16 protein-coding genes are annotated in these 17,622 nt (G+C 37.9%); 5 read left to right on the top strand and 11 right to left on the bottom strand.

Annotation, left to right across the window (positions count from 1 at the left end; all coding sequences use genetic code 11):
- Positions 1–47 precede the first annotated feature (47 nt).
- Complete coding sequence (gene rpoC / locus ABDJ41_RS04600; protein WP_349784573.1) at positions 48–4,334, top strand: DNA-directed RNA polymerase subunit beta'; 4,287 nt, start codon at positions 48–50, stop codon at positions 4,332–4,334.
- 89 nt (positions 4,335–4,423) lie between these two features.
- Positions 4,424–4,738 carry a DUF3467 domain-containing protein gene (locus ABDJ41_RS04605; protein ID WP_349784575.1) on the top strand — a complete coding sequence of 105 codons (315 nt, stop codon included), beginning with the start codon at positions 4,424–4,426 and terminating at the stop codon, positions 4,736–4,738.
- On the opposite strand, the gene miaA is transcribed toward ABDJ41_RS04605, so the two are convergent.
- From miaA to ABDJ41_RS04635, 6 genes are read right to left on the bottom strand one after another with little or no spacing between them, the layout of a single operon-like run.
- Positions 4,735–5,643, bottom strand: coding sequence for a tRNA (adenosine(37)-N6)-dimethylallyltransferase MiaA (gene miaA / locus ABDJ41_RS04610; RefSeq protein WP_349784577.1), 909 nt, complete (start codon positions 5,641–5,643; stop codon positions 4,735–4,737). The two genes, ABDJ41_RS04605 and miaA, sit on opposite strands and share 4 nt — an antisense overlap.
- A gap of 9 nt (positions 5,644–5,652) precedes the next feature.
- Positions 5,653–6,306 (bottom strand): IS1096 element passenger TnpR family protein, encoded by a 654-nt coding sequence (locus tag ABDJ41_RS04615; RefSeq protein WP_349784578.1) that lies wholly within the window; start codon positions 6,304–6,306, stop codon positions 5,653–5,655.
- Positions 6,307–6,363: 57 nt separating this feature from the next.
- Positions 6,364–7,770 (bottom strand): CCA tRNA nucleotidyltransferase, encoded by a 1,407-nt coding sequence (locus ABDJ41_RS04620; RefSeq protein WP_349784579.1) that lies wholly within the window; start codon positions 7,768–7,770, stop codon positions 6,364–6,366.
- 26 nt (positions 7,771–7,796) lie between these two features.
- A complete protein-coding gene (locus tag ABDJ41_RS04625) occupies positions 7,797–8,363 on the bottom strand; it encodes an L-threonylcarbamoyladenylate synthase (protein WP_349784580.1) in 567 nt (188 codons plus the stop codon).
- A gap of 16 nt (positions 8,364–8,379) precedes the next feature.
- Positions 8,380–9,495, bottom strand: a complete 1,116-nt coding sequence (locus ABDJ41_RS04630; RefSeq protein ID WP_349784581.1) for a glycosyltransferase family 4 protein — start codon at positions 9,493–9,495, stop codon at positions 8,380–8,382.
- 4 nt (positions 9,496–9,499) lie between these two features.
- Positions 9,500–10,318 carry a 2,3,4,5-tetrahydropyridine-2,6-dicarboxylate N-succinyltransferase gene (locus ABDJ41_RS04635; protein ID WP_502930324.1) on the bottom strand — a complete coding sequence of 273 codons (819 nt, stop codon included), beginning with the start codon at positions 10,316–10,318 and terminating at the stop codon, positions 9,500–9,502.
- A gap of 114 nt (positions 10,319–10,432) precedes the next feature.
- On the opposite strand from ABDJ41_RS04635, the gene ABDJ41_RS04640 reads away from it, so the two are divergent.
- A complete protein-coding gene (locus ABDJ41_RS04640; protein WP_349784582.1) occupies positions 10,433–10,834 on the top strand; it encodes an RNA-binding S4 domain-containing protein in 402 nt (133 codons plus the stop codon).
- Between the two features lies 1 nt (position 10,835).
- Here the strand turns inward: ABDJ41_RS04640 and ABDJ41_RS04645 are convergent, their stop codons facing one another.
- The 3 genes from ABDJ41_RS04645 to ABDJ41_RS04655 form a co-directional block, all read right to left on the bottom strand.
- Positions 10,836–11,561: an EcsC family protein gene (locus ABDJ41_RS04645; RefSeq protein ID WP_349784583.1), complete on the bottom strand. Its 726-nt coding sequence runs from the start codon at positions 11,559–11,561 to the stop codon at positions 10,836–10,838.
- An 86-nt stretch (positions 11,562–11,647) separates the two neighbouring features.
- Complete coding sequence (locus tag ABDJ41_RS04650; protein WP_349784585.1) at positions 11,648–12,292, bottom strand: porin family protein; 645 nt, start codon at positions 12,290–12,292, stop codon at positions 11,648–11,650.
- A gap of 259 nt (positions 12,293–12,551) precedes the next feature.
- On the bottom strand, positions 12,552–13,139 hold the full coding sequence (locus ABDJ41_RS04655) for an OmpH/Skp family outer membrane protein (protein ID WP_349784586.1): 588 nt from the start codon (positions 13,137–13,139) through the stop codon (positions 12,552–12,554).
- A gap of 254 nt (positions 13,140–13,393) precedes the next feature.
- Between ABDJ41_RS04655 and gyrB the strand changes: the two genes are divergently transcribed.
- Positions 13,394–15,352: a DNA topoisomerase (ATP-hydrolyzing) subunit B gene (gene gyrB, locus ABDJ41_RS04660; protein ID WP_349784588.1), complete on the top strand. Its 1,959-nt coding sequence runs from the start codon at positions 13,394–13,396 to the stop codon at positions 15,350–15,352.
- Positions 15,353–15,576: 224 nt separating this feature from the next.
- Here the strand turns inward: gyrB and ABDJ41_RS04665 are convergent, their stop codons facing one another.
- Both ABDJ41_RS04665 and mdh read right to left on the bottom strand, forming a co-directional pair.
- Positions 15,577–16,008: a retropepsin-like aspartic protease gene (locus ABDJ41_RS04665; RefSeq protein ID WP_349784589.1), complete on the bottom strand. Its 432-nt coding sequence runs from the start codon at positions 16,006–16,008 to the stop codon at positions 15,577–15,579.
- A gap of 25 nt (positions 16,009–16,033) precedes the next feature.
- On the bottom strand, positions 16,034–16,972 hold the full coding sequence (gene mdh, locus ABDJ41_RS04670; RefSeq protein ID WP_349784590.1) for a malate dehydrogenase: 939 nt from the start codon (positions 16,970–16,972) through the stop codon (positions 16,034–16,036).
- 146 nt (positions 16,973–17,118) lie between these two features.
- Here mdh and ABDJ41_RS04675 point away from each other — a divergent pair, with 146 nt between their 5' ends.
- A complete protein-coding gene (locus ABDJ41_RS04675; RefSeq protein ID WP_349784591.1) occupies positions 17,119–17,604 on the top strand; it encodes a lipocalin family protein in 486 nt (161 codons plus the stop codon).
- Positions 17,605–17,622 lie beyond the last annotated feature (18 nt).

The following is a 17,622-nucleotide window of genomic DNA, read 5'->3' on the forward strand; positions in this document are numbered from 1 at the left end:
TAAGCATCCCAACTTTTTAAATTTTTCAACTTTCAAACAAAAGAGCTATGTCTTACAAAAAGGATAATAAATTAAAAAGCAATTTCACCTCGATTACCATTAGCTTGGCATCGCCGGAGGCTATTTTAGAGCGCTCAAGTGGTGAGGTGTTAAAACCTGAGACTATCAATTACCGTACTTACAAACCTGAGCGTGATGGTTTGTTTTGCGAGCGTATTTTTGGTCCGGTAAAAGATTACGAATGTCATTGCGGTAAATATAAACGTATCCGTTATAAAGGTATTGTTTGTGACCGTTGTGGTGTTGAGGTAACAGAAAAGAAAGTACGTAGAGAGCGTATGGGACACATCAACCTGGTGGTTCCTGTTGCGCATATATGGTATTTCCGTTCTTTACCTAATAAAATTGGATACTTATTAGGCTTGCCGACAAAGAGACTTGATCTGATCATTTACTACGAGCGTTATGTAGTAATTCAGCCTGGTTTTATGGCAGAAGAAGGTATTCAGTACATGGATTTCTTAACTGAAGAAGAATATTTAGATATTCTTGATAAGTTGCCTAAAGAAAACCAATACCTGGATGATAAAGATCCTAATAAATTCGTAGCCAAAATGGGTGCTGAAGCATTAGAGGATTTATTAAAGCGTATTGACTTAGATACATTATCATATAACCTGCGTCACCAGGCTGCAAACGAAACTTCTCAGCAACGTAAAAACGAAGCTTTGAAACGTTTACAGGTTGTTGAAGCTTTCCGTGGATCAAGATCTCGTATTGAGAATAACCCTGAGTGGATGATTATTAAGATTGTTCCGGTTATTCCACCAGAATTACGTCCTTTAGTTCCATTGGAAGGTGGTCGTTTTGCGACTTCAGATTTGAACGATTTATATCGTCGCGTGATTATCCGTAATAACCGTTTGAAGCGTTTGATTGAGATCAAAGCTCCAGAGGTGATTTTACGTAACGAAAAACGTATGTTACAGGAAGCTGTAGATTCGTTATTTGATAACTCACGTAAAGTAAATGCTGTAAAAACTGAAGGTAACCGTGCTTTGAAATCTCTTTCAGATATCCTGAAAGGTAAACAAGGTCGTTTCCGTCAGAACCTATTAGGTAAACGTGTAGATTATTCTGCTCGTTCTGTAATTGTTGTAGGTCCTAACCTTAAATTACACGAATGCGGTTTACCTAAAGATATGGCTGCTGAGCTATTCAAACCATTTATCATCCGCAAGATGATAGAAAGAGGTATTGTTAAAACAGTAAAATCTGCTAAGAAAATTGTAGACAGGAAAGATCCATTAGTTTGGGATATTCTTGAGAATGTTTTAAAAGGACACCCTGTATTGCTAAACCGTGCACCTACGTTGCACAGATTAGGTATTCAGTCATTCCAGCCTAAATTGGTTGAAGGTAAAGCGATCCAGTTACACCCATTAGTGTGTACGGCTTTTAACGCGGATTTTGACGGTGACCAGATGGCAGTACACTTACCATTAGGGCACGCCGCTATCCTTGAAGCGCAAGTATTAATGCTTGCAGCACATAACATTCTGAACCCTGCAAACGGTACTCCTATTACTGTACCTTCTCAGGATATGGTTTTGGGTCTTTACTATATCACTAAAGGCCGTAGAACTGATGAATCACGTGTAGTTAAAGGTCAGGATTTCTCTTTCTATTCACCAGAAGAGGTAATCATTGCTTACAATGAGAAGATGATCGATCTTCATGCATTTATCAAAGTAAAGGTAAATGTTAAATTAGAAGACGGTACAATCGCTAATAAATTGATTGAAACTACTGTTGGTCGTGTATTATTTAACCAAATGGTACCGGAAGAAGTAGGTTATATCAACGAATTATTAACCAAGAAATCTCTAAGAGATATCATTGGTGAGGTTGTTAAAATCACAGGTATGGCTCGTGCATCAAGATTCCTTGATGACATTAAGGAATTAGGTTTCCAAATGGCTTTCCGTGGTGGTTTATCATTTAACTTACAGGATGTAAACATCCCGGTTGAGAAGCAAGCTCTTTTAGAGCAGGCTTCGAATGAAGTTGATGAGGTAAGAAACAACTATAACATGGGTTTCATTACCAACAATGAGCGTTACAATCAGATTATCGATATCTGGACTCGTATCAATAACAGATTAACATCATTTGTGATGAATCAGTTATCGAGCGATAACCAAGGTTTCAACTCAGTATATATGATGTTGGATTCTGGAGCCCGTGGTTCGAAGGAGCAGATTCGTCAGCTATGCGGTATGCGTGGTTTGATGGCTAAGCCTCAGAAATCTGGTTCAGGTGGTGAGATTATTGAAAACCCGATCTTATCAAACTTTAAAGAAGGTCTGTCGGTATTAGAGTATTTTATCTCTACCCACGGTGCTCGTAAAGGTTTGGCGGATACGGCGTTAAAAACTGCCGATGCTGGTTACTTAACACGTCGTTTACATGATGTGGCCCAGGATATGATCGTTAATTCTGAGGATTGCGGTACATTGAGAGGTATGTATACTACAGCATTGAAAGATAATGAAGATATTGTTGAGCCGTTATATGACAGATTATTAGGTCGTATATCTCTACACGATGTATTCAATCCTTTAGATGGAAAGCTATTAGTTAGTGCCGGACAGGATATTGATGAAGATATTGCTAAAGCAATCGATGAGTCTCCGCTTGAGGGGATTGAAATCCGTTCAGTTTTAACTTGTGAAAACCAAAGAGGTGTTTGTGCATTGTGTTACGGTCGTAACCTTGCAACTGGTAAGCGTGTTCAAAAAGGAGAAGCTGTTGGTGTAATTGCGGCACAGTCAATCGGTGAGCCGGGTACACAGTTAACACTACGTACGTTCCACGTTGGGGGTACTGCATCGAACATCGCTGCAGAATCTCAGATCATTGCTAAATTTGATGGTCAAATCGAGTTTGAGAACGTTCGTACTGTGGCAACTAAAACTGAAGAAGGTGATACGCAAATTGTATTAGGTCGTTCAGGTGAATTCAAGATCGTTGAGCCAGGTACTGGTAAAGTGATCATGACGAATAACATTCCTTATGGCTCATTCTTATATGTTGAAGATGGGGCTAAGATCACTAAAGGTGATAGAATTTGTTCATGGGATCCATACAACGCAGTTATCATCTCGGAGTTTGCCGGTAAGATTGAGTTTGATGCAATTATTGAAGGTGTAACCTTCCGTGAAGAGTCGGATGAACAAACTGGTCACCGTGAGAAAGTAATTATTGATACACGTGATAAAACTAAAAACCCTTCAGTAAGAATCGTTGACAAGAAAGGTGAACTGATCAGAGGATATAACATCCCGGTTGGTGCCCACATTGCAATTGATGAAGGTGATATGGTTCAAACAGGACAGATCCTTGTTAAGATACCTCGTGCAACTGGAAAAACTAGGGATATTACGGGTGGTTTACCACGTGTAACTGAACTTTTCGAAGCACGTAATCCATCTAACCCTGCTGTAGTAACAGAGATTGATGGTGTGGTAACTTTAGGAGGTGTGAAACGTGGTAACCGTGAGATGACTATCGAATCGAAAGATGGTGAAGTTAAAAAATACCTTGTTCCATTGTCTAAACACATCCTTGTACAGGATAATGACTTTGTAAAAGCAGGTATGCCTTTATCAGATGGTTCAATCTCTCCTGCAGACATCCTGGCTATTAAAGGCCCGGCGGCTGTACAAGAGTACTTAGTGAATGGTATCCAGGAGGTTTACCGTTTACAAGGGGTGAAAATCAATGATAAGCACTTTGAGGTAATTGTACACCAAATGATGCAGAAGGTTCACATCGAAGATCCGGGAGACACTACTTTCTTAGAGAACAACTCTGCAGATCGTTGGGACTTCATGATTGAGAATGACGAGATCTACGACAAGAAGGTTGTTGTTGAGGCTGGTGATTCTGAGACTGTGAAACCTGGTCAGATCATTTCATTACGTAAATTAAGAGATGAGAACTCTCAATTGAAACGTAAAGATTTGAAACAGATTGAAGTTCGTGATGCAAGACCTGCAACTGCAAGTTCTATGTTGCAAGGTATTACACGTGCTTCATTGGGTACGAAATCGTTCATCTCGGCGGCTTCGTTCCAGGAAACTACAAAAGTGTTAAACGAAGCAGCGATTGCTGGTAAACGTGATAGCATGCTTGGATTGAAAGAAAACGTAATTGTTGGACACTTAATCCCTTCAGGTACTGGTGTACGTGGATATGAGCGTATCATTGTAGGTTCTCAAGAAGAATACGATAAATTATTAGCTTCGAAACAAGAAGAAGTAGATGCTTAATATTTAGATATCTTTATAAAGATCCCCCTTCTTTTTAGTTGGGGGATTTTTTTTGCCATCTAAACTAAAATTTTCTCTAAGTTTGTTATATGGAAGAACAAAACAACGATAACCAATTAAATATTGAGCTTTCTGAAGAAATTGCAGAAGGGGTATTTTCAAATCTTGCCATTATAACGCATTCAAATACTGAGTTTGTACTTGATTTTATCAGGGTTATGCCTGGCGTGCCTAAAGCAAGAGTGAAATCCAGAATCATATTAACACCAGAGCATGCCAAAAGATTGGTAGCAGCGATGTTGGATAATGTAGAGAAATATGAAGCGGCAAATGGCCGTATTAAAACGCAAGAGGAGCCTCCAGGTTTTCCGATGAACTTTGGCGGACCAACAGCTCAGGCTTAATCTATTTTTTTGCTGATGTAATTGATGACAGCATCATCTTGTCCGGGTTCAAACCAGGCGGTGCTGTCGTCTCTTCTAAACCAAGTTAACTGTCGCTTGGCAAATCTTCTGGTATTTTGCTTAATCTGGTCTACGGCTTCTTTTAAAGAGATATCTCCATCCAAATAAGCAAATAACTCCGAGTATCCTACTGTGTTCAATGCATTATATTTTCTAAAAGATAGCAAGCCTTGAACTTCATCTAGCAAACCAGCTTCCATCATTTTATCTACCCGCATATTTATGCGGTCATAAAGTGCTGCCCGATCCATATTTAATCCTATTTTAAGGATATTAAAAGACCTGACTTTCTTATGATTAGTAAGATGTGCTGATAATTTGGTGCCGGTTGATAAATAGAATTCTAATCCCCTTATCATGCGCTGAGGATTCGCCTGATCAACTTTCTGGTAATATTCAGGGTCATATTCACTCAGTTGTTTTTTAATAGACTCCAGGCCCTCGTTTGCTAATTGCTCATTGAGCTTTTCTCTGATATCTAAATCGATCTCAGGAAGATCATCCAGACCTTTACATACCGCATCAATATAAAGTCCGGAGCCACCTACCATTACAAGTGTATCGTGTTTTTTAAACAATTGCTCGATCAGCTCGATGGCTTGTACTTCAAAATCACCCGTGCTGAACAGGGTTTCTATACTGTGGGAGTTTATAAAGTGATGAGGAGCTGCAGCTAGTTCTTCTGCTGAAGGCTTAGCTGTACCAATTTCCATTTCTTTAAAAAACTGTCTTGAATCTGCAGAAATGATTTCTGTATTGAATTGCCTGGCTATAGATATAGCCAGGGCAGTTTTTCCTATTCCTGTAGGGCCGACAACGACAATCAGGGTTTTATTTAATGCCATAATCAGGCACTAGTAATCGTCTTCTTTATATTCTTCGTCCCCGAAGTTATCATCGTCAGAGAATTCATCATCCTCATCAGCAGTTTCTTCTTCTTCAGATTCGTCAGACTTTTCTTCAGCATTGATACCTCTTCCTCCCATTGCTTCAAGTTCTTCAGTATCTTCAGGAACAAAGTCCATTTCATTTAAGAAGTCAAAATCTGTCGATACAGGGTTTGAAGATACAGCCACAGCATCAAGATTGTTTTTTTCGATGATCTTTGGGGCTTCTCCAGTACTCTTTACCAGGAAAGGGTATTCAATATTAGGATCAGTATTCAGAATAATTTTAATCAGTTCTACGTGGAAGTCAAACGGACGATCGAAGTTATAGATATAATAAAACTTTTGATGAGGGTCATCAATAAATTTATTCAGTTTAGCATTCTCCATTAGAGCAACACCTCTATCTATTTTACGCTGATTGGGTAGGTAAGCAATTTCATCACCTTTTATCCAATTATCAGTACTAACAAAAAAGGACGATGATTTTTCTGATGAATATCCGGTTGATCGGTGAATTGCTTTATGTAAATCTTCAAATGTCTGGGTTGATTTGATATCTATTTCCCTAATTACTTCATCGAAATCTTCGAAAGTTATTCTAAATCTATAAATTGCCATTTTAGCCTCTTTTCTAGGTATAAAATTAAAAAATAAAATATACTTTATATAATTGTATTAACGCTTTATGGGTTGAAGTCCAAACTCCTTAGCTTTTTCGAGCATAAACTCCAATGCGTTTTCGTATGTGTTTGTTATTTCACCTTCCAGAATTGCTTCTCTGATTGCGTTCTTAATCAGGCCTACTTCTTTCCCAGCGGTCAAACCAAATGTTTCCATAATATCATTGCCGGAAATTGGAGGTTGCCAGTTTCTGATCTTGTCACGCTCTTCAACATCTTTGAGTTTTTGTTTAACCAACTCAAAATTGTTGCGGTATTTCTTTACTTTATACTCATTTTTTGTAGTTACATCAGCATTGCAGAGTAACATCAGACTCTCAATATCTTCACCTGCATCAAATAGAAGTCTGCGTACAGCCGAGTCTGTTACAACCTCTTGTGCAAGTACAATTGGGCGCAGGTGTAATTGCACTAATTTTTGAACAAACTTCATTTTTTCATTTAATGGAAGTTTGAGTTGTGCGAATATTTTAGGAACCATTCTTGCCCCTTTATCTTCATGACCATGAAATGTCCAGCCATGTCCCTCTTCAAATCTTTTTGTTGCAGGCTTGGCTATATCATGCAATATTGCTGCCCAGCGAAGCCAAAGGTCAGATGTAAATTCACAAATGTTATCCAGTACCTGCAGGGTATGATAGAAATTATCTTTATGTCCTTTTCCATTGATGATATCAACTCCGTAAAGTTGTGCCATCTGGGGAAATATAAGATGCAATAATCCGGTATCAAATAAATACTTAAAGCCAACAGAAGGAACGTCTGATAGGATAATTTTGTTCAATTCATCAGTGATACGTTCTTTAGAAACTATGCTGATCCTTTCCTTTTGCTTTTTGATAGCATTTAAAGCTTGCTCATCAATCGTGAAATTGAGTTGACTTGCAAAACGAATTGCGCGCATCATTCTTAAAGGGTCATCAGAAAAAGTCAGTTCAGGATCTAAAGGTGTTTTTATGAGTTTGTTGTTCAGATCTGTGATTCCATTAAAAGGATCAATAAGTTGTCCATAGTTCTCTTTATTAAGTGATATGGCCAGAGCATTAATGGTAAAGTCTCTTCTGAGCTGATCATCTTCAATTGTTCCGTTTTCGACAATCGGTTTCCTTGAATCGGAGCGATAAGATTCTTTTCTCGCACCTACAAATTCTATTTCAAGATCTTGAAACTTTAACATTGCAGTACCGAAATTTTTAAATACAGCGACTTTACTTCTCAGATGTTTACCCGCGAGTTCTGCAAAATGAATTCCATTTCCAAGAACAACAATATCGATGTCTTTCGATGGTCTATCAAGGAAAATATCCCTGACATAACCACCAATTATATACGCTTCGATATGATGCATATTCGCAATATCTGCAAGGGCTTTAAAGACAGGGTGTTGTAAATGTTGTTCCATTGATGAGATTGCAAAAGTAGTAAAACTTACCTTCTAATAAAGGAAAATTGACCTCCGGGCGCTAATTTCATTATGGTTGAAGGCTTTTTATTGGTTCTGAGCTCTTGTTCCCAGTCTACCACATGATCCACAGCATTCTTTATTTCATCACTGATTTCATCAAAAAGCATTGGGGTGGGTACACCTGAGATATTTGCAGAGGTAGAAGTAATGGGTTTGCGGAACCTTTGGATCAATTGCTGACAGAAGTTGTGCTTTGCGATTCTTATACCAACGCTTCCATCAGCATTTATCACATTCTTAGCTAGATTTTTTGCTCCTGGAAAAACCAATGTAAGTGGGTTTTCTGCATACTCGATCAAGTCGTAAGCGACATCGGGTACTTCATTTACATAACTTTGGAGTTTAGCATCAGTATCTAGTAGAATGATAAAGCTTTTGTCAGTCGTTCGGCCTTTTATTTCATTTATTTTAGCAACAGCCTCTTCATTTGTAGCATCGCAGCCTAATCCCCATACGGTATCGGTAGGGTAGAGTATAACACCACCATTCTTTAAAACAGCAAGTGCTTTTTCAATTTCTGTTTTTAGCATGAGGTAAAATTACAGTTTATCCAAGAGTTTTAAGGTATAACTGCATCATTTGACTACTGATATTCTCGTTATTAAACTTTTGAACATAAGTCAGGCCTTTTCCTATCATGTCTTCTCTCAGTGATGGATTTGCTAAGATCTTTTTAATGGCATCAGATAATGCGATATGATCATCGGGATGTACATATAAACTAGCTGGCCCGCCAGCTTCTTCAAGACAGGAGCCGGTCGCTGCAACAACAGGAATTTTGCTATACAAAGCTTCAATGATGGGAATACCAAAGCCTTCAAAAACGGAAGGATATGCAAATACCGATGCCATTTGATATATGACAGGTAGATCAGTAAAAGGAATATGTTGAAGGAACACAATCCGGCTTTGCAGGTTTAGTCTTTGAATTTCACTTTCAACTTTTTTAAAATAGCCGGTTTTTTTTCCAATAACGATTAGCTTAAACTCTTCATCAATAGTTTCTAGTGCTCTAACAAGTGCTATCAGGTTTTTTCTGGTTTCTATTGTCCCAACATTGAGAATGTATTTAGCTGGTAAATTATATTTCTTCTTTACTTGCTCTTTAACTTCCTCTGTTGCTATCGATTTGAAACTGTCATCGCAGCTTTGATAGATGACTTCAATTTTCTCAGGATCAGTTTTATAAAATGAGATGATATCCCTTTTAGTTTGTTCACTAATAGCGATGATGCAATTTGCATTTTTACAGGCATTTTTCGTTTTTACTTTATAGATAAAACGATCAATTACACCAAAGTTTTGAGGATACCTAATGAAGATCAGGTCGTGAATGGTGACTATAGATGGAATACCTGTATTACGAATACCTATTGGAAGCTCATGACTTAAGCCATGAAACAAATCTATCCTGTCGTTTATGAGTTGTTTTTTTATACCGAGCGTTCGCCATAAAATGGCTTTTGTGTCAGGCAATTTCAGGCAGATCGCTTTGTTATCAGTAAAAAACCTGATCTGAGGATTGTTTTTTACCTTGGGTGTATAAACGAAATATTGGTTTTGAGGGAAATATTTTGCCAGTTGGGCAATAAGTGAGCGACTATAGTTACCTAGGCCGGTAAGGTTATTAGCAGCTCTTTTTCCATCAAAACCAATCTTCATTATTTTATACTGAAACATTGTTTTCTCTCAATGCATCATTAAGAGAAGTCTTTTTATCTGTTGATTCTTTACGTTTTCCTATAATTAAAGCACAAGGAACGCTGTATTCGCCTGCAGGGAATTTTTTAGCATAGCTACCTGGAATTACCACAGAGCGAGCTGGAACGATACCCTTATACTCTACAGGAGTGGGACCTGTTACGTCAATGATTTTTGTAGAGGCTGTTAATACTACATTGGCACCAAGAACGGCTTCTTTTTCTACACGTACACCTTCAACAACAATTGCTCTTGAACCCAGGAAACAGTTATCTTCAATAATTACAGGAGCTGCTTGAATAGGCTCTAATACCCCTCCAATACCAACACCACCACTTAAATGCACATGTTTTCCGATTTGTGCACATGATCCTACAGTAGCCCATGTATCAACCATTGTACCTTCGTCAACATAAGCACCAATATTTACATAAGATGGCATCATGATTACACCCTTAGCTAAATAAGCTCCGTAACGTGCACTTGCCCCTGGAATAACTCTTACGCCAATTTCCTTGTAATTCGTTTTTAATTTCATTTTGTCATGGAAAACAAAAGGGCCAACTTCTATTTCCTTCATTTGTCTGATTGGGAAATAAAGTATAACTGCTTTTTTTATCCATTCATTGATACCCCAGGAATTAAGTACAGGCTCTGCAACGCGTAACTCCCCTTTATCTAGGTGCATGATTACAGTTTCAATTGCCTCGCAATGTTCACTATATTCTAGTAAGGTTCTGTCTTCCCAAGCGGCTTCTACTAACTTTTTTAATTCTGCTATCATGATTGATTGTATTTTTTGACAAAATAAATGAAATTTATGTATTGATCTATGTTTTCTGTGTATTTTCCTCAGGAAATTTAATAAAATTGTTATTATAACTATTTTTGGGGTGTTATGAGTGAACAGGAAAAATTAAGGATTGATAAATATTTGTGGGCAATCAGATTATTTAAAACCAGAAGTTTAGCAACAGAGGCCTGTAAAGCGGGGCGTGTTAAGTTGAATGGCCAGAATCTTAAGCCTTCAGCTATTGTTAAACCGGGAGATATTTATCAGGTTTCGAAAGGGATTGAGAAGAAAGTGATTGAGGTAGTTGAATTACTTTATAACAGAGTAGAATCGAAGATTGCAGTCACTAAGTATAAAGATATTACTCCAGAAGAGGAGACTTATGCTTTTAAATCGGTATTTCATGCACCTACTTTAAAAAGAGATAGGGGAACAGGAAGGCCGACGAAGAAAGACAGAAGAGAAACAGATGATTTAATTGGTGGATTATTTGAGGAAGAAGACTAGTTCAGTTTTTCTGGTCTAGTAAACGTAATCTGTAGGCTTGCATTGCAGTTTTACCGAGTTTCTTTATGAGTTGATAATTGGCAACAGCACCAACAGCTGCCCCAACTATAGGTAGTAATTGAGCCAGCTTTGCAAGGTCTATGTAATCGCGGTATTCTTGCTGGAAGGTTAGCCAGTCAAAATTTTCAGGCTTTTCGGGCAGCGTTTTCAATTGATTTTCCCAGTTTTGAATATGCTGAAATACTTTTGTAGTTCCTTGTTTGCTTGAAAATGCCAGTTGAAATATATATAAGATATATAGTCTTTCACGATAGTCTTTTACATCATAACCATATAACGATGTGATTTCAAAGAGCAGCTTCATTTTAATCCCAATCAAAATTGGGAAGTCAGCCATACTCATTAGGAATCCACCGGCTCCAGTTATACCTCCCTCTGCTGCTCCAGTTTTGCAGTAACTATCTATCTTTTGTAAAATTAATGCTTCTCTTTGAACCAGGCTCATATCTGGGTAAGGCGTAGCAGTAGTCGTATAAGTAGAACCATATAAAACAGTTTTTACCATTCCCTTCATGGCTGTAGTAATGGCTTGATGAACTTTTTGAGGGATATAGCTATTGATTTTTTTCTGAACGTTGTTCGTTACTTTATTTAGAAAGGAGGGCTTTTGTAACATCTCTCTTTTCCAGAATTCAAGTTCGATTCTTACTTTTTCTTCATATTTCATAGCCAAACAAAATTACTAATTATTGGAGCATAAAAATAGCCTGATCAATGATGATACAGGCTATTTTTATTATGAAATGTGTATTATTAAAATGTATAACCTAATGATAATGCAAATCCTTTGTTTTTGATTTTATCTTGATTCACATCATCCTTTAATGCATTTTGGAAATCCATCATATACCTGGCATTCAGGTTGATGTTTGGAGTTATGCTATAACCTAAACCAACTGCAGCACCTGCTAATGATTTGCTGAAATTCTCTGTATCCGTCGATTCCGTTTGAGGATCGTTATTTACCAGGCCTGTTGATTTTTGAGAAAGCAGGAATGATACCTGAGGACCAGCAAACACCGTTAATTCAGGAGTCGCTTTATATCCAATTAATAAAGGGATATCTAAATAGTTGACTTTAGTGTCGAATTCTCCTGTAGTTCCAAGAACTGTTTCCTTAATTTTAGCTCCTTTTTGAATATACATGATCTCCGGAAGGAAGGCAAAACCTCCGCCCATCGGTAGATCTCCATACAACCCGACCTGAAAACCAACTTTAGAATCTGTTGAGTAACTCTGATCAGCTATCTGAAGTTTTCCCATGTTCATCAGGTTAGCACCTGCTCTTATACCGATTCTCATCTGATCATTTGCCGCTGATTGTGATGTTTGTGCGCTTGCCTTAAAAGCCAGACTGCTAACAGTTAACCCAAGACCTATAATGAATAATTTTTTCATAATTTTCAATTTAAAATTCAATGGTGTATTGTAATAACCATGCCAAAGGTTTGAAAAATATGAGCTGTGAGTAATGTGTTTTGTGTGTTAATTATCTTGTTTTCTGTGTGTTATGTCTGTTGTTTTAGGCTTGCCAAAACTTGAATGAAGGCTGGATAATAGTTGTCCCGGATTTGAGACACCTGGCCAGGATAAAAACGAATTTCAAAAAAAAACCTGATCGGGTTAATGATCAGGCTTCTTAAAAATTTAATATTAATTATTTTTTATATGCTTCGTTTAATCCGATGATTACTTCGCTTGTAACATCTAAACTTTCATCAGCAAATAGTATTGTACCATTTCCTTTAGAATAGCCTAAAACCATTTTGTAGCCTTTCTTTTTTGCATACTCTTTTAAGTAGTCTGCAACTTTATCATAAAGCTTTTCATTTTCTGCAGCTTGCTCATTTTGGATGGCTGCGCCAGCATTTTGAGTATAAGTTTGCAATTCTTGTTGTTTACGTGCTAATCTTTCTTCTGTTGCTGCTCTTTGGTCTGCAGGTAAAGTGTTTGCTTGTTGCTGATATTGTGCCACTTCACGTTGAAAAGCCTGTTGTTTAGATGCCAGGTCAGTTTGTGCAGTTTTAGATTTAGCTTCCAGCTTTGTTTTAAGGTCTGTGAAGTAGTGGTATTTTGTTAATAAAGAATCTGAGTTTACATAAACAATTTTTTCGCTGTTAGCTACTGCTGTAGAATCTGTTTTTTTAACTGTAGCGCCTTTGTCGTCCTTGTTCTGGCATGAAGCCATAACTGAAACTATGGCTACTGCTGTAGCGATACCGCTTAATTTTAATGTTGCTTTCATTTAAGTATAATTATCTTTTTTTGTCAAATGTAGCGTTCGTTATCTCTTTTTACGCCCTTTCGCGCTCATCTGAATATCGTACGGCTTATCTTTTTATGATAAATTTCAACAAATATAAAATTTCAAAATTACTATCCTAAGGATTCTGTTTTTTAGAATGTTTTTAGGCCATTATTTGGTCAAATAGTTATCCACATTTGCCGAAAATTGACCATAATTGGTTAAATTTGAATCTTATTGTATAATAAAAAAATATGAGCGAAGAAAAGGATCCAAAGTCAAATTATTCGGCAGATAATATACAGGTACTAGAAGGATTGGAAGCGGTGCGTAAGCGCCCTTCGATGTATATAGGCGATACTGGAATTAAAGGTTTGCATCACCTTGTATATGAGGTAGTAGACAATTCAATTGATGAGGCGTTGGCAGGACATGCCGACTCTATTTATGTAACGATATTAAAAGATAACTCGATAAGGGTTGAAGATAATGGCCGTGGTATCCCAACTGGGATTAATACGAAGGAGCAGAAATCAGCCCTAGAGATTGTAATGACGGTATTACACGCTGGAGGTAAATTTGATAAAGATACCTATAAGGTTTCTGGAGGTTTGCACGGTGTAGGTGTAAGTTGTGTGAACGCATTGTCTACACATTTAAAAGCTGAAGTTCATCGTGAAGGTAAGATATGGGTGCAGGAGTACAATATTGGTAAACCTTTATATGATGTAAAATCTATTGGTGATACTGATAAAAGAGGTACAATTGTAACATTTAGCCCAGATCCAACGATTTTTACCCAAACCACGGAGTATCGTTATGATACTTTAGCTTCGAGATTAAGAGAACTTTCTTTCCTTAACAAAGGCATTAAATTATCTTTAACTGATGAACGTGAATTGGATGATAAAGGTGAGTTCTTAACTGAGCTTTTCCATTCTGAAGGTGGTCTGAAAGAGTTTGTTCAGTTCCTGGATGGTACACGTCCATCATTAATTCCTGAACCTATTTATGTAGAAGGAATTAAAAACGGCATTCCAGTAGAATTAGCTTTACAGTATAACGATAGTTATTCTGAAAATGTTCATTCTTACGTGAATAACATTAATACTCATGAGGGTGGTACACATATTGCAGGTTTTAGAAGGGGGTTAACCAGAACATTGAAAGCATATGCTGATAAATCTGGCTTGCTTAAAAATGTGAAATTTGAGATCACAGGTGATGATTTTAGAGAGGGTTTGACTGCTGTTGTTTCTGTTAAAGTTCAGGAACCTCAGTTCGAAGGGCAGACTAAAACCAAGTTGGGTAACTCTGAGGTTATGGGTGCTGTGGATGTTGCTGTTGGTGAAGCTTTGGGCATTTACCTTGAGGAGTATCCTAAAGAAGCAAAAATGATCGTTAACAAGGTTATTCTTGCAGCGACAGCTCGTGCGGCGGCACGTAAAGCGCGTGAAATGGTTCAGCGTAAGAGTGTTATGGGCGGTTCAGGTTTGCCTGGTAAGCTGGCTGACTGTTCTGATAGTGATCCTGAAAAGTGTGAACTATACCTGGTGGAGGGAGACTCTGCGGGTGGTACTGCAAAACAGGGGCGTGATCGTAACTTCCAGGCTATTCTTCCTTTGAAGGGTAAAATCCTGAATGTGGAAAAAGCAATGGAACATAAGATCTATGAAAATGATGAGATCAAGAATATGTTTACAGCGTTAGGTGTAAGTATTGGAACTCCGGAAGATGATAAAGCATTGAACTTAACAAAGCTTCGTTACCACAAAATTGTGATCATGACGGATGCTGATATTGATGGTTCACACATCACTACATTGATTCTGACATTCTTCTTCAGGTATATGAAAGCACTTATAGAGGCTGGTTATGTTTACATCGCTGCGCCGCCTTTGTATCAAGTGAAGAAAGGTAAGGAATTCGAATATTGCTGGAATGACGTACAGCGTGATGCAGCTGTACAGCGTTTAAAAGGTGCAGGTAAGGAAGAAAGTGTACACATTCAACGTTATAAAGGTTTGGGTGAGATGAATGCTGAGCAGCTTTGGGATACTACACTGAATCCTGCTACCCGTACTTTAATGCAGGCAACTATAGAAAATGCTGCGGAATGTGATCATACCTTCTCTATGTTAATGGGAGATGAGGTTGCACCACGCAGAGAGTTTATAGAAAGAAATGCGAAGTACGCGAAAATTGATGCTTAAAAAAGAGTAAAAATAACCATTCTCCTCTAAGGTTGGCATCTTTTGCTGAAGGGCAAAAGCGCCTGAGGCCTTTTCCGAGAAGGTGATTTTTATTTCATTAACATAAGCAAACAGGGCCGCTGATTCAGCGGCCCTGTTTGCTTATGTGGATTTTTTACAAAAATTACCTTCTCGGAAGAGGCATAGGAATAATTTGCGCTTTTTCAGCGCGATTTGTTCCAGCCTCAGCGGAGAATGGTCATTTTTAGCTTCATTTTTTTGTAATTGATCACTGCATTGTATTTAAGTAGCAGGTCGCCACCTAAAATTGCTGCGATTGGACCATGTCCTAATCCCTCATAAGCTTGATTTACTGCCTCAAGATCCAACGCAACGGATTCATAATCTTTGATGATCAGCGAGCCGATTTTTAACTTTGGAATGGTTGCCTGTAATGTGCTTGATGTGGTGAAAAGTGTAGTTGCATGTACTTCCTCTTCATTTTTTTTAAGATCTGTGATATGAGTTTCGATAAAAGTTTTATCAAAAACAGTTCTTGAAGCACCGGTATCTACTACTGCTAATATGGTTTGGCCAAAAACAACAATTTCCACTAATAAGTGGAAACCGTCGTCTTGTAAGTTTATTAAGGTGAGCGGAACAGAAATTGTTCTCATTTAAGATTGTACTCCTTATGTTGTTTTAAACTAATTTCATGTCTGTTAATACTGCATTCATATTGCGTACAGCATCAGCACTTTTACTAAATGCGGCTTGTTCATCATCACTCAATTTAAAATCAAGGATTTTCTCAACACCATTTTTACCAATGATGACAGGTACAACAAGTGATATATCTTTCTGTCCATATTCACCATCAAGGTAAACTCCGGAAGAGATGAGTTTTTTCTCATCACGAACAATGCTTTCAACCATCGCTGCTGTTCCTGCTCCGGGGGCATACCATGCTGAAGTGCCAATTAATCCTGTTAAAGTAGCTCCGCCAACCATGGTTGCTTTTACAACTTTATCCTGTTGTTCTTTGCTTAGCAATTGTGTTACAGGAATGCTGTTCCAGGTAGCATGATTGATCAAAGGGATCATTGTTGTATCACCATGACCACCGATCACCACTGCATTAAGGTCAGCAGGTGAACAGCCTAGTTCAAGGCTCAGGTAATATTTAAATCTTGATGAATCCAGCGCACCACCCATGCCAAGAATACGGTTTTTAGGGAGTCCGGATGTTTTTAAGGTGAGGTAATTCATGGTATCCATTGGGTTTGAAACCACAATGATTATTGTGTTTGGAGAATATTTTAGGATATTCTCTGTAACACCTTTTACAATATTTGCATTTGTACCAATCAGTTCTTCACGAGTCATTCCAGGTTTGCGTGGGAGCCCTGAGGTAATTACAACTACTTCAGAATCTGCCGTACTGGCATAATCGTTGGTAACACCTTTAATTTTAGTGTCGAAGCCTAGTAATGCTGCTGTTTGCATCATGTCAATTGATTTACCTTCGGCAAACCCTTCTTTGATGTCTAGTAAAATAAGTTCTTCAGCTAATTCTTTTCTGGCAATATTATCTGCGCAAGTGGCGCCTACAGCGCCGGCACCTACAACTGTTATCTTCATAAATTTTATTTTTTTATGTATGTTACCTTCTGTCGAAGTTATAAAATTACGCCAGTTTAAAAAATGCTTTTAAAAACTTTATTCTTGGTTATGGGTTTTATGATAAAGAATTTACATTTGCTTAATACCAAACAACCAGAGAGCTTATGGAGAACCAACCGGTACAACGAGTAGATATTATGGCTTACGCTGGAAAGTGGTATTCTTTGTATTCTATTCCAACATTTATGGATAAACATTGGCGAAGAAAAGTAGAAACTTATGTTATTCATCCTGATGGTTATTATGCCGTATTCACTACTTATAATGTTGTTGGTGAGCAAAAGAGGAAGTACATCAGATCAAAACTTTTTGTAACCAAGAAGACTGGTAATGCTATTTTTAAGGCACAATTGGTATGGCCTTTTAAAGTGGATTATTGGGTGATTGAACTGGCAGAAGATTATTCTTATGTGGTGGTAGGACATCCAAAACGGGAGAGGCTCTACATCATGTCGCGAAAGCCGGAATTGCCAAAAGACTTGCTTAAGGCTATTGTAAACCGCTGCAAAGAAAGAGGCTATGATATTAATAAACTGGTTTCTCAGGGGCATAAGCCTGTGCATCAGGAGCTCGAAAAGGAGCATGCCTAAAATTACAATTACGTTAGT

Origin of the sequence: Pedobacter sp. ASV1-7 (genome assembly GCF_040203335.1) — a bacterium.
Classification (GTDB): Bacteria; Bacteroidota; Bacteroidia; order Sphingobacteriales; family Sphingobacteriaceae; genus Pedobacter.

Coding starts and splice junctions, on each gene's coding strand:
- ABDJ41_RS04625 (WP_349784580.1), bottom strand. CDS start 8,363: ATGCTAAAAACAGAAATTGAAAAAGCACTTGCTGTTTTAAAGAATGGT.
- miaA (WP_349784577.1), bottom strand. CDS start 5,643: ATGGCATTAAATAAAACCCTGATTGTCGTTGTCGGCCCTACAGGAATA.
- ABDJ41_RS04655 (WP_349784586.1), bottom strand. CDS start 13,139: ATGAAAGCAACATTAAAATTAAGCGGTATCGCTACAGCAGTAGCCATA.
- ABDJ41_RS04650 (WP_349784585.1), bottom strand. CDS start 12,292: ATGAAAAAATTATTCATTATAGGTCTTGGGTTAACTGTTAGCAGTCTG.
- ABDJ41_RS04645 (WP_349784583.1), bottom strand. CDS start 11,561: ATGAAATATGAAGAAAAAGTAAGAATCGAACTTGAATTCTGGAAAAGA.
- gyrB (WP_349784588.1), top strand. CDS start 13,394: ATGAGCGAAGAAAAGGATCCAAAGTCAAATTATTCGGCAGATAATATA.
- rpoC (WP_349784573.1), top strand. CDS start 48: ATGTCTTACAAAAAGGATAATAAATTAAAAAGCAATTTCACCTCGATT.
- ABDJ41_RS04605 (WP_349784575.1), top strand. CDS start 4,424: ATGGAAGAACAAAACAACGATAACCAATTAAATATTGAGCTTTCTGAA.
- mdh (WP_349784590.1), bottom strand. CDS start 16,972: ATGAAGATAACAGTTGTAGGTGCCGGCGCTGTAGGCGCCACTTGCGCA.
- ABDJ41_RS04665 (WP_349784589.1), bottom strand. CDS start 16,008: ATGAGAACAATTTCTGTTCCGCTCACCTTAATAAACTTACAAGACGAC.
- ABDJ41_RS04615 (WP_349784578.1), bottom strand. CDS start 6,306: ATGGCAATTTATAGATTTAGAATAACTTTCGAAGATTTCGATGAAGTA.
- ABDJ41_RS04620 (WP_349784579.1), bottom strand. CDS start 7,770: ATGGAACAACATTTACAACACCCTGTCTTTAAAGCCCTTGCAGATATT.
- ABDJ41_RS04630 (WP_349784581.1), bottom strand. CDS start 9,495: ATGAAGATTGGTTTTGATGGAAAAAGAGCTGCTAATAACCTTACCGGC.
- ABDJ41_RS04635 (WP_502930324.1), bottom strand. CDS start 10,318: ATGATAGCAGAATTAAAAAAGTTAGTAGAAGCCGCTTGGGAAGACAGA.
- ABDJ41_RS04640 (WP_349784582.1), top strand. CDS start 10,433: ATGAGTGAACAGGAAAAATTAAGGATTGATAAATATTTGTGGGCAATC.
- ABDJ41_RS04675 (WP_349784591.1), top strand. CDS start 17,119: ATGGAGAACCAACCGGTACAACGAGTAGATATTATGGCTTACGCTGGA.